Genomic DNA, 12,371 nt, shown 5'->3' with positions numbered 1-12,371 from the left:
GTTTGAAACGAGGTGTATTTTAAATGAAGTACCTGGGCGATAAGGTAAGGGAATATGCTGAATTGCATCCAAACAAGCCGGCCATAGAGTGTGGTGCTACAGAAGTTTCTTACTCACAACTGGAGAAAGCATCCGACATTATAGCGAATATATTATTGAATTCGGAGAGTGAAAAGAAATACGTCTTTGTTATGTTGGATAAAAGCGCAGCATTAGTTAAATCGTTATTGGGAATTATAAAAGCGGGTTATATCTTTGTACCGATTGATATTAATTACCCGCTAAATAAAGTACTTAAAATGATGGAGGTATTATCACCCGATTGGATTGTTACAAATGAAGACTGTCTGAATTTGGTGAATGAAATTGAACGGAATTATCGTCCCAGATTTAATGTTTTTCTGGTAGAAGATAAGGATAGCCATGCTGAAGCATCATATGATAATCATCGTTACCGAATAGTTAGATTAAGTAATCATAATGACGTAACGCCAGAGCCGAATGAAAGATACTACAATAATAAATATTGTTATATTTATTTTACATCCGGTACAACTGGAGAGCCTAAAGCGGTGTTGGGAAGACATAATAGTTTACTTCAATATATTGAATGGCAAATAGGGGAGTTCGATATTAATGATACTTGTAGGGTGAGCCAGCTTACTCGTCCCGTTTTTGATCCATTCTTAAGAGATATTTTTGTGCCATTATGTTCAGGTGGAACAGTGTGTATTCCCGACAATGAAATTATCCTGAATCCAAGGAAATTGCTCGGGTGGATCAAGGCTAGCAAGATATCTTTAATACATATGGTACCGTCATTGTTCAAGATGTTATCGGCTCAACTGGAGGAAGGCATGGTGCTTGATCATTTAAAATATGTTTTTCTCGCTGGGGAACTCCTTAGAGGCAAGGATGTAGAACAATGGTCAAGAATCTTAGAAAATAAGGTTCAGCTCATTAATTTATACGGACCAACAGAAACCACTCTCGCCAAATTTTACTATAGAATTCATGAAGAGGATTGTAAAAAAGGGGTTATACCTGTCGGTCTGCCGATAACGTATGCTAAAGCATATATCTTAAATAAGGATATGAAAAAGTGTCCAACAGGTACTATAGGGGAAGTGTATATAAGAACCCCTTTCTGTTCGGCTGGATATATAAATGATGTAGCTTTGACTAAAGAAAAATTCATTAGAAATCCTTATTCAGACAACCCCCATGACTATATTTATAAGACCGGCGATTTTGGTAAGTTATTGTTTGACGGTAATTTGATGTTGCTGGGCAGAATGGATTATCAGATTAAAATCAGAGGTATGCGTATTGAGACCGGTGAGATCGAAAATGTAATTATGGGGTATGATGCCATTCAAGATGTTGCTATCCTGGCCAAAGAAGACATTAATGGAGAGAAGGAACTTTACTCGTATTTCGTTTCAAATCAAAAGGTTGATGTTACGGAATTGAAGAAGTTTCTTTCCAAAAAGATACCGCAACATATGGTTCCCGCCTATTATATCCAAGTGGATAAGCTTCCATTGACGGCAAATGGAAAAGTGAATAGAAACATGTTAGCGGAAGTAAAAGGGACGGATAATTATTCTGATAAATTGTTAGAACAACCAACAGGTCAAGATGAAGAAGTGCTTTTGAATATATGGAAAAAAATACTTAAAAGAGATGAGGTGGGGACAAATAGCGACTTTTTTGAATTGGGAGGACACTCATTAAAAGTAGCGGATTTAGTAGGGCAAATCTATCAGAGTCTAAATGTGGAACTAAGAATTGCTGATGTATTTAAAAACCCTACTGTAAAAGAGTTGGCTGATTATATAAAGAATATAAGGGAGAATCCTTACAGTTCTATTCCTAAAATTGAAAAAAGAGAATATTATGAGACATCTTACGCTCAAAAAAGAATGTTTATACTGGATAAGTTGGGAATGGGACAAACGCATTATAATACTACGAAGGCCTTTAGAATACAAGGAAATTTAGATAAATCCAAAGTGGAACTGGCAATAAATCAAATTGCCGACAGACATGAGATTCTAAGAAGTACATTTGAATTAATCGATGGAGAAGTCGTTCAAAAGGTTACAGATCAATTTAATATAACGATTAATTTTAGCGAATGTAAAGAAATGAATCTGAAAGGAATCGTTGAAAAATTTGTTAGACCTTTTGATATTGAGAAATTACCTTTATTACGTGTTGAACTAGTATCATTTCGGAATGATGAGCATCTTTTGCTGCTGGATGTTCATCATATCATAACAGATGGTGTTTCCTTTCGAATATTGCTAAAGGAATTTTTTGCTTTATACAATAACCGGGAATTAGAAGAGCTACCTATACAATACAGGGACTTTTGCCACTGGGAAAATAACATGTTTAATACAATAGCTATGAGAAAACAAGAAGAATACTGGACGGAACAATTCAGAACATTACCGGAGCTGCTGAATATGCCGCTCGATAAACAACGCCCTGAAATACGAGCATATGTTGGAAGCTCTATTAAAGTGGAAATCCCTAAAGAAAGTTTGAAAAAGATACATGAATTATGCAGTAAATACGGCATGACGCTTAATATGGTTCTGTACTGTATATTTATACTAAATCTGCATTATTATACGGGGCAAACGGACATTACTTGCGGGGTTATTGCAGCAAATAGAAATCATCCCGATCTTAAGGAGCTTATAGGCATATTTATTAATTTCCTTCCAATTCGGAATATTATTAATAAAGAAATGACGATAAGCGAATTTTTAAAGGCTGGGAAGGATACACAATTGGATGCATATAACAACAGCCAATACCCTTTCGATATGATTGTGAATAAAGTTGCAAGGAATAAAGCTCAGAATAGAAATGATTTATTTGACACTATGTTTGTTTTTCATAATCAAATTGATCAAGATGCCCGTTTTGAGACAGCCGGTTTAAAGTTTGAAAGCGTAGAGATTGAGAAGAAAACTACAAAACTCGATTTTCAGATTGATCTAGCCCTAGACGGGGATGAGAATCTAATCTGTACCCTGGAGTATGACACACAATTATTTGAAGAACATACCATGACGAATTTCCTGTTGGATTATAAAAAGATGGTTGAAAATTTGCCGGATAATGAATTCAATACAATACAATCATTAAAATTATCAAGCCGTCATCAGAATAAAGCTGATACGGGTGAAATTAAAGATTTAAGAAAAAAACTTATCAACGATTTTAATGATGATTTAAGAAATGAGTAATTTATATAGGCACGCGAGAGGATGAGTTAGATGTGCGGCATAGGCGGTATATTTGATTTAAAAAGAGAACGTAGAATCAATACCGAAATCATTAAAGAAATGACGTCAGAAATAAGACATCGTGGCCCGGATGCAACTGATTTCTATAACGATGGCAATATTGCTTTTGGGTTTGCAAGGTTAGGAATCATTGATTTGGCAGGAGGGATGCAGCCTTTATCTAATGAAGACGGGTCGGTTTTAATGGTTTGTAACGGTGAAATATTTAATTACATAGAATTAAGAAATGATTTGATTTTGCAAGGCCATCATTTTAAGACGAATACGGATGTAGAGGTTATATTGCATTTATATGAAGAAAAAGGATATGAATTTATTAACGAATTAAACGGTCAATTTGCATTCGCAATTTTTGACTTTAAGAGGATGCTTTTAATTTGTTCAAGAGACCATTTTGGAATTGCCCCACTATTCTATACAATTTCGGATGATTATTTTATTTTTGGATCGGAGATTAAAGCCATACTTCGGCACCCTTCAGTGGAAGCTGAGGTTGACTTGGTCGGATTGGATCAAGTTTTGACCTTTCCGGGTTTAATAAGTCCAAGAACTATGTTCCGGAATATAAGAAGTTTAGAAAACGGGCATTTATTATTAGTCGAAGGGATAGAGAAGATTAAAGATATCGAGTATTGGGATCTCGATTACCCGGAGATAGGGGAAATTAGTTACGATAAAAGTGAAGATTATTACAAGGAACAACTGAGCGGGCTTCTCGAAGAGTCTGTTAAATTAAGACTAAGATCGGATGTTCCGATTGGCTTATATTTAAGCGGCGGATTAGATTCATCTTTAATCGCGGCGATAACGCATAAACTGACTCCGGATATCCGACGGGAGACATTTTCCATCACATTTGACGAAAAAGAAATTTGTGAATCAAAATACCAGAATATGATGAGTAATTTTATAGGGTCCAACCATAACAATAAATTCTTTGTCTATTCCGATATTAGCACTAGATTGCCCGAAGTGATCTATCAGTGTGAAATGCCACTGAAGGAGAGCTATAATACTGCATCCCATGCATTATCCAAGCTTGTATCCGATAAAGGGATTAAAGCGGTTTTATCCGGTGAAGGCGCCGATGAATTTTTTGCGGGATATGTGGGTCATAAATTTGACCGAATCCGCAGCCAGCTTAATAACCATGCTCAAGCCGGCATGGAAGAGCAATTAACCCAAGATAAGCTCTGGGGAGATAAATATTTCTTCTACGAGAAGAATTATTGGGACTTCAGCGCTGTTAAAAGAAGACTCTATTCTAAACAGTTAAATGAGCATTATTCTGCTATCGATTGCATTAACCATTATGTTATTGATAGAGAGAAAATTATTAACAGGCATACTATTCACAAAAGATCTTATATTGATTATAAGTTGAGGCTGGTAGATCACTTAATATCGGATCACGGAGATCGGATGACATATGCAAATTCCATAGAAGGCCGTTATCCGTTTCTGGATAAGAATATTGCGGAATTTTCAACATTAGTACCGCCAAATCTAAAATTAAATGATTTCACCGAGAAGTATATATTAAAAGAGGTTGCGAAACAATTTTTACCCATTGAAATTGTGGAGAGAGAGAAATTTGGGTTTGTCGCACCGGGCAGCACCTATTTACTAAAACGAAATATAGAATATATAAATGATATGCTTTCCTATGACAGTATAAAAAAAGGGGGATATTTTAACCCTGATACGATTGAAAATTTAAAGAAAGAGTATTCTAGTGATGGATTTAAATTGAATATGCCTTTTGATAGTGATTTACTCATTGTTGTTTTGACTTTCAATATATTTAAAGAGAAGTTTAAAATAAATAATTTTGCGTAAACACTAAGGAAGGGTGATACTATGCAAGATAGCACAATGCAAGAGAAAATTCGGCAAGTCATGTGTAAATACCCAAGTAATGTTGCTGTTGAATGCGGACATCACAAATGGACTTATTCCGAAATCGACAAACAATCCTTAAAGATTGCTAATTCCTTGATTAATAAAGGCGTTGAGGAAGAAACTTTTATAGGTGTCATCATAGAGAACAAGATAGATTTTATAATAACAATAATCGGAATACTTCGGGCACGTTGTGTTTTTGTACCCATCGATTTTAACTACCCGGATGAACGCATTAAGTCAATGATCAATAAATGCAATTTACAATGGATCATTTCAGACCAAGAAAAATACGATCATCAATTTATAGGGGTTAATAATTTGGTTTATGAAATCATTAAGGATAATGAAATCAGTGTCTCGGGAAAAATGGAAGATATGGAATATTCGCCGCTGGACAAAATCTATGTCTATTTTACTTCAGGAACAACAGGCGAACCAAAAGCCATCGTAGGAAAAAATGAAAGCCTGTTACAGTTTATTGATTGGGAATCTGAAACATTCGGAATAAATGAAAAAAGTAGAATTAGTCAATTTACAAACATTGGCTTCGACGCTTTTTTGCGTGATGTTTTCCTTCCATTTTTGAATGGCGCAACATTATGTATTCCTCAAGATAAGGATATTTTCACGGATGACGGTAAATTAAAGGATTGGATTGAACATGAACGGATTGAATTAATACACTGTGTACCAAGCGTTTTTCAACTTATTCAAAATAAATGTGACGACTACAAATTTGATTCCTTGAACTATATACTTTTATCGGGCGAGAGACCAAGGACAGATCTTATTAAACCATGGTTTAGTAAATATAATAATCGAATTAAAGTAGTCAATTTATATGGCGCTACAGAAACAACAATGATACGAACTATGCATATTGTGACAGAAAGCGACTTGGAAAAAGAACGCATACCAATAGGTAAACCCATTAAAGGGTCACGTGTAATAATTCTGGATGAAAATCTGCAACCTTGCGATGAAGGGGTAGTGGGAGAGATATATATCCGCACACCTTATAGTACATACGGATATTATAACGATCCAATACAAAACAATGAGAAATTCATACCTAATCCATTCAACAATAAACCGGATGATCTCATTTATAAAACAGGCGATTTAGGAAAAATTTTACCGGATGGTACGATTGATTTGATCGGCAGAATAGACCGACAAGTGAAGATACGAGGAATTCGCGTTGAACTGGAAGAAATAGAGCAGGTATTGAGAAACCATGCATCGGTAAAAGAAATTGTTGTCATTAAGAAGGAAATTCAAAAGCAAGAAATTCTAGTAGCCTTTATAGTGCATCCGGGTGAAGATTCAGACTTCGCTATAGTACAAAAGGAACTAGAGAATTATGCCAGCCGGCAATTGCCTCTATATATGATGCCACATCAATATGTCAAGCTGGAGAGCATTCCAAGGAAACCAAACGGCAAAATAGATTACGCCTTACTGGATAATGAATATGAAAAAATCTCCGAACCAGTCATTCCTCCAACTACGGAAATTGAAATAAAATTGAGAGCAATATGGGAAAATATCCTGGACGTAAAGATAATTAGCGTTAGACAATCTTTTTTTAAACTTGGCGGCAGTTCGTTAAATATACTCAAACTTGCATCAGAGGTACACAAAGAGTTTGATGTACGATTATCCGTTGGAGAGCTTTTTTACAATAACACTATTGAAATGCAAGCAGAACTTCTGAATAAGCTTATTCAGAAATATGATAGGAATGAAGAGCAAGAGGCTTCTAATTCCGATATGGACTATATCAATATCAATAATCATAGTGAGAAGACAATATTCCTATTTCCGCCAATATATGCTTATGGATTTCCTTATCTTGAAATGGTAAATGAATTGAAGTCATATAATTACGTTATTTTCAACTTTGTACCAGGAGAAGATAATATAAGTAAATATTCAAAATACATTATGCAATTTCAAGAAGACGGTACCTATATATTTCTTGGATATTCAGCCGGCGGAAACCTTGCGTATGAAGTAGCCAGAGATATGATCAAAAGGGGAAAAGATGTATCTCATATTATTATGATAGACTCACAGTTTCGGGATATTCCTGAAGAGGCATCCGATAATGAAATTGAGTCGAAAATAAATGATATTCTTGATTTACTTCATGAAGCTCGACCACTAATTAATTATTCCGATGAATTGGTTAGAGGTGATTTGAAAGCTAGGATACGTGATTCGTATACTTTCCATAGAAAATTAATAACGCATGACTGCTTAAGTACAAATATTCACTATGTAATAGCGGAAGATGGCTATAAGGAAGAACAGGTAATGAGGTGGAAAAGTGCTGTAATGGGCAGTTTCAAAATTTATCAAGGGTTTGAGATGCATAACAAGATGTTAAATAACAAAAAGAATTATGAGATCATTAAAAATATCCTGGAAGAAATTTTTGTAAGTAAATGAGGAAACATATATGAAAAAACTTGGGATCATAGGCGGGTTGGGCCCTATGGCATCCGTATATTTCTTAGAATTAATCATAAAGATGACGGATGTTAAGAGGGATCAAGATCATATAAGAGTTTATTTATACAGTATTCCGGATACACCTGATCGTACGGATTATATTTGCGGTAAAAGCGATAAAAACCCGTTGCCTTTTTTGGTGGAGGCAGGTATTAGCTTAGAACGGCAAGGAGCCGATTACATTGCTATACCCTGTGTAACTGCACAGTATTTCTATGAAGAACTAACAAAGGTATTATCAATTCCAGTCATTCCGATCATACCAAGCGTGGTGGGAGAAATAAAAAAAATGAACATCCGGACAGTTGGGGTATTGGCAACGAACGGGACCATTGAGAGTCAGTTACTTCAAAAGGAATTTAATAAAATGGGGATCAAAGTTGTTGTTCCATCTCAAAATGGCCAGGAAGTAATTATGAATATTATCTACAATCAGATTAAAGCAGGGAGCCAAGGGGATTTGGTGCAATTTTTAAGAGTTGGCGATGAATTAAAAAAGATGGGGGCAGAAAAGATAATTATTGCATGTACGGAACTTTCATTACTAAAAAGGGAAAACTTCATAAATAACGAATATGTTGATATCCTGGAAATATTGGCTAAAAATGCGGTGAAATATAGTGGTGTAGCGCTAAAAAATGAATATATAAATGTAATATAATCCGGAAAATAGAACATTTCATCGTCTTACTGCATCTTATAGAAGGCTCCCGCCCATATTCATCACTATGGGCAAGAGCCTTCTTCATTTTACTCCACGATCATATCCTGGTTGCTGCCGCCTGGCGGAACGATCGGATACACATTTTCCTCTTCGGTGACGTCGAATTCCATGATGACCGGGCCTTCAGTATTCAGGGCCAGGTCGATCGTTTTCCGCGCCTCTTCGAGATTATCGACATAATAGCCTTGCGCGCCGAACGATTTGGCCAGCGACGCGAAATCCGGAGAGCTGATGCGGACCGACGAATAGCGGCGGCCATGGAACAATTGCTGCCACTGGCGCACCATGCCGAGATAGCCGTTCTTGAGAATGGCGACCTTGACGTTGAGGTTGAGATCGACCGCGGTCATGATCTCCTGCATATTCATCTGGAAGCTGCCGTCGCCGCTGACGCACACGACCTGCCGGTCCGGGAACGCCACGGCCGCGCCGATCGCGGCGGGGAAGCCGTAGCCCATCGTGCCGAGACCGCCGGAGGTCAGGAACGAGCGGGGCGCGGCGAACTCGTAATGATGGGCGGTCCAAATCTGGTGCTGGCCCACATCGGTCGAGACGATGGCGTTGCCTGCGCTTAACTCGCTGAAGCACTGTATGACTTGCTGCGGGGTCATTTTTCCTTGGGATTTGTCGCTGAAGGCCGGAGCCTTCTTGGACCAGGCCGAGATTTGGACATGCCATGGTTCCAAATCCGGCGCCGCCGCTTTCGGCAGACGGTCGAGCAATCCGCGCACCGCCTCTTCAACCGCACCGGTTATGCCGAGATCGACGGTGATATTCTTGTTCAGTTCGGCTTCGTCAATGTCGACCTGAATTTTGTAAGAATCGGGAGAGAAGGCTTTCCGCTTTCCGGTTACGCGGTCGCTGAATCGCATGCCGAGACAAATCAGCAGGTCCGCCTGCTGGACGGCGCGGTTGGCCGCCACCGTACCGTGCATGCCGAGCATGCCCAAATAGTTGGGGTGACGGGTCGCAAACGCTCCGATCCCCATCAGGGTAGAAGCTACAGGGAGGTTGTACCGGGAGACCAGCTCCCCGATAAGCCCGGGAGCTTCCCCGTCGATGCAGCCGCCGCCGAGCAGCAGAACCGGGCGCTTGGCGGCTGATAACCGCTCGGCCATCATATCCAGATCGGCAGGATCGATCGATGGATAAGGGCGGTATCCCGCAAGGGTAACGTTACCCGGAGGGATTTCCCCAATCGGCGGGGTCATTTGCTGATTCATGATGTTCTTGGGCAAATCGATCAGCACGGGGCCGGGACGTCCCGATGCGGCTATGTAAAAGGCCTCGTTGATGATACGAGGCAGATCGGACAAATTCATCACCAAAAAATTATGTTTGGTAATCGGCATCGTCATGCCGAAAATATCGACCTCCTGGAAGCTGTCGAGCCCGATGAGGTCCGTGGCGACCTGACCGGTCAACACGACCATCGGGACGGAATCCATGTAAGCCGTCGCGATGCCGGTCACGGCATTGGTCGCCCCCGGCCCGCTGGTGACCAGCGCGACGCCGGGCTTCCCCGTCGCCCGGGCGTACCCGTCGGCGGCATGAACGGCCGCCTGCTCGTGTCTGACGAGCACATGCTTGATCTCTTCGCAATCGAACAGGGCGTCGTATACGGGGAGGACGGCTCCCCCGGGATAACCGAAGATCGTGTCCACCCGCTGGTTTATCAAAGACCGAATCAACAATTGAGCTCCATTCATAAGCTAACCACTCCTATATATCTTTATCTGTAATCCCACAATCAATAGACTATCAAAACGGTGGCGACGACGAAGACGGAATAGAGTATTTCCAGCATCCCGCAGCGTTTGACGGTGATATGTGTCCGCGGCGACCAGAAAGCCCGGATCAGCAGGATCAGCAAAGGAACCCACATCCATTTTGGAAACAGCAGCGCGGCGACCCCGAGGATGACCGTATGGTATGCAACGGAAACCCAGTAGAAGCGAACGTTGTTTTTTTCGCGAATGATTGTTTTTACATAGAACACCGTCCCGGTAAAATACAGGACATTCAAGGCAAACAGCTCCGCCGCCAGCCACCAGTCCAGGCCGTTCCCGACGTAATAAGCGACAAAGGTCATCAGCGAAAATTGGATGACGGCGGCCAAATCATTCAGAAAGGCGCGCTCCCGGTTCCGCCGGGCAAAATAGCAATTGACGATAAACAAAGGGAGGAATAGGGGGATCCATCGCCAGATGAGCGGTTCGATCCATATCAGCCCCGCCGCTACGGGAATCAATAACCCCCCGTAAAGCAGCATCGGGTTTTTATAATTTTTCGTTTTCTTGGTCCGGATCCATTGCAGAAAAGGGTAGGAAAATAGATAGACAAGCATCCATCCGGCAAATAAGAGAGCATGACTCCAGGTTGGGTTGGACGCGAACATTCCCGAAAGGAAAGGAACAGCCAGCATCGCCCAAGCACCGTGTTGTTTAGGGATGTAGCTTTTTTTCAATGGAGAAACCTCACTCTCTATTTGTCATGATTTGTAACCTTTCTGATAGTGTAACTTTATCCGTAACAATAGCTTGTGATGGCCGTCACTTAGGGGGTTTTCCCGGCGATTTATAGTGTTTTCCCTATGTCCCGTCATGTATAATTATGGTAAGCGGTCGAAAACTCGGAACAAAAAGGATAGGAGACGGATGTGCAGATGATCGAATGTCCCTGGTGTCATCATCAAGTCGAAATCAGGAACGGGCGATGCCCAAAATGTCGTGAACACCTCTACGAAATTACCGACCAGGATTTTGAAGCGGAATATGAAGAAGGAGCGGGACGAGATGATTACGAAATATACGTTGAAGACGAGTCGCCCGTTCTGTCAGTCGAAGAAGTCATCGAAAACAGATTCAAGTGCGCCAAGTGCGGGGGAACCGAATGCAAAGTGAACGAGGTCGCGATGACCGGGGCCGGGTTAAGCAAGCTGCTGGATATCCAGCATCATCACTATCTGTTCGTATCATGCGGCTCATGCGGCTATGTCGAAATTTATGATCCCGATGTTCTTCGTGGCATGAAAGCGGGGCAATTCGGGACAATGATCGATGTCCTTTTCGGAGGATAGGGATCTAGAGTATGGGTACGGAATATTATTTGTCCGCATGCCTAGAGGATATCGGATACAGCATTCAGGAAAAGAAAGAATATTTTCTTCTCTTTGCAGAGGGAACGGGGAATAACTGATGACGATTTTGGAAACAAGCAGACTGTTGATCAGAAAGTATACAGCTGGCGATAAAGATGTCGAGGATTTGCATTCCATACTTGGCGATGCGACGACCATGTCATTTTGGCCGGCGCCGTTCACGGAGGAGCAGACGAAAAGTTGGCTGCAAAGGAATCTTGAATCCTATGAAAATCACGGCTTTGGGCGGTGGGGGATGGTGCTGAAAGAAACGGGCGGCTTGATCGGAGATATCGGGTTTATGAGGGCCGAACTGGATTCGCGGATTGAGAACGATCTCGGATATATCATTTTCGCCCCTTTTTGGGGCCGCGATCTTGCGACAGAGGCTGCTTCCGCCTGCCTTTCGTACGGATTCCATACGCTCGGCATGACGAGGGTTTGCGCCAATATGCCGGTGGATCACCATGCGTCAAGACGGGTAGCGGAGAAGATCGGCATGGTTTGCGAAAAACAATACATGAATACAAGAAACCGGAATAAATGGACTTACCTTTACAGCAAGAGCAGGCCCGTAGGTTAGAAATAGTGCATTATTTCATGAACGATGTAATAGCCAAACAAGACAAGCTGGGGCTCTTGGTCACCGAGTGGATTAAAGCCACATCTTTAGCGCGGAAATGAAATTCTCAAAATATTGACGGGTTCGTAGTTTTTTCATTTATAGTTCTGGTGTTATAATAGTAAACGTAAATTTTAT

General features: G+C 40.7%; 8 protein-coding genes. 6 read left to right on the top strand and 2 right to left on the bottom strand.

What is annotated here, in order from left to right; translation table 11 throughout:
- Positions 1-23 precede the first annotated feature (23 nt).
- Genes V3851_RS08085 through V3851_RS08070 form a run of 4 tightly spaced genes read left to right on the top strand, consistent with a single transcriptional unit; the run spans position 24 to position 8,409 of the window.
- Positions 24-3,266, top strand: a complete 3,243-nt coding sequence (locus V3851_RS08085) for an amino acid adenylation domain-containing protein (protein WP_331846016.1) — start codon at positions 24-26, stop codon at positions 3,264-3,266.
- A 30-nt stretch (positions 3,267-3,296) separates the two neighbouring features.
- On the top strand, positions 3,297-5,165 hold the full coding sequence (gene asnB, locus V3851_RS08080; RefSeq protein WP_331846015.1) for an asparagine synthase (glutamine-hydrolyzing): 1,869 nt from the start codon (positions 3,297-3,299) through the stop codon (positions 5,163-5,165).
- A gap of 21 nt (positions 5,166-5,186) precedes the next feature.
- Positions 5,187-7,685, top strand: a complete 2,499-nt coding sequence (locus V3851_RS08075) for a non-ribosomal peptide synthetase family protein (RefSeq protein WP_331846014.1) — start codon at positions 5,187-5,189, stop codon at positions 7,683-7,685.
- Between the two features lie 10 nt (positions 7,686-7,695).
- The gene (locus tag V3851_RS08070; protein ID WP_331846013.1) at positions 7,696-8,409 is read left to right on the top strand and encodes an aspartate/glutamate racemase family protein; all 714 of its coding nucleotides are present in this window, start codon (positions 7,696-7,698) and stop codon (positions 8,407-8,409) included.
- A gap of 89 nt (positions 8,410-8,498) precedes the next feature.
- On the opposite strand, the gene ilvB is transcribed toward V3851_RS08070, so the two are convergent.
- Both ilvB and V3851_RS08060 read right to left on the bottom strand, forming a co-directional pair.
- Positions 8,499-10,181 carry a biosynthetic-type acetolactate synthase large subunit gene (gene ilvB / locus V3851_RS08065; RefSeq protein ID WP_331846012.1) on the bottom strand — a complete coding sequence of 561 codons (1,683 nt, stop codon included), beginning with the start codon at positions 10,179-10,181 and terminating at the stop codon, positions 8,499-8,501.
- 41 nt (positions 10,182-10,222) lie between these two features.
- Entirely contained in the window at positions 10,223-10,939 is a 717-nt protein-coding gene (locus tag V3851_RS08060) for a YwiC-like family protein (RefSeq protein ID WP_331846011.1), read from the bottom strand.
- Positions 10,940-11,137: 198 nt separating this feature from the next.
- Here V3851_RS08060 and V3851_RS08055 point away from each other — a divergent pair, with 198 nt between their 5' ends.
- On the top strand, positions 11,138-11,551 hold the full coding sequence (locus V3851_RS08055) for a zinc ribbon domain-containing protein (protein ID WP_331846010.1): 414 nt from the start codon (positions 11,138-11,140) through the stop codon (positions 11,549-11,551).
- Positions 11,552-11,669: 118 nt separating this feature from the next.
- Positions 11,670-12,194 (top strand): GNAT family N-acetyltransferase, encoded by a 525-nt coding sequence (locus V3851_RS08050; protein ID WP_331846009.1) that lies wholly within the window; start codon positions 11,670-11,672, stop codon positions 12,192-12,194.
- The last annotated feature ends 177 nt before the right edge of the window (positions 12,195-12,371 follow it).

The sequence above is a fragment of the Paenibacillus haidiansis genome, assembly GCF_036553665.1.
In the GTDB taxonomy this organism is placed as follows: Bacteria; Bacillota; Bacilli; order Paenibacillales; family Paenibacillaceae; genus Fontibacillus; species Fontibacillus haidiansis.
The sequence above is the reverse complement of the archived record's forward strand: the minus strand, read 5'-3'. Positions and strand labels throughout refer to the sequence as shown.

What these genes read in the sequence shown, in the direction of transcription:
- V3851_RS08075 (WP_331846014.1), top strand. Translation starts at nt 5,187, where the DNA reads ATGCAAGATAGCACAATGCAAGAGAAAATTCGGCAAGTCATGTGTAAA.
- V3851_RS08085 (WP_331846016.1), top strand. Translation starts at nt 24, where the DNA reads ATGAAGTACCTGGGCGATAAGGTAAGGGAATATGCTGAATTGCATCCA.
- ilvB (WP_331846012.1), bottom strand. Translation starts at nt 10,181, where the DNA reads ATGAATGGAGCTCAATTGTTGATTCGGTCTTTGATAAACCAGCGGGTG.
- V3851_RS08055 (WP_331846010.1), top strand. Translation starts at nt 11,138, where the DNA reads ATGATCGAATGTCCCTGGTGTCATCATCAAGTCGAAATCAGGAACGGG.
- V3851_RS08070 (WP_331846013.1), top strand. Translation starts at nt 7,696, where the DNA reads ATGAAAAAACTTGGGATCATAGGCGGGTTGGGCCCTATGGCATCCGTA.
- V3851_RS08050 (WP_331846009.1), top strand. Translation starts at nt 11,670, where the DNA reads ATGACGATTTTGGAAACAAGCAGACTGTTGATCAGAAAGTATACAGCT.
- asnB (WP_331846015.1), top strand. Translation starts at nt 3,297, where the DNA reads ATGTGCGGCATAGGCGGTATATTTGATTTAAAAAGAGAACGTAGAATC.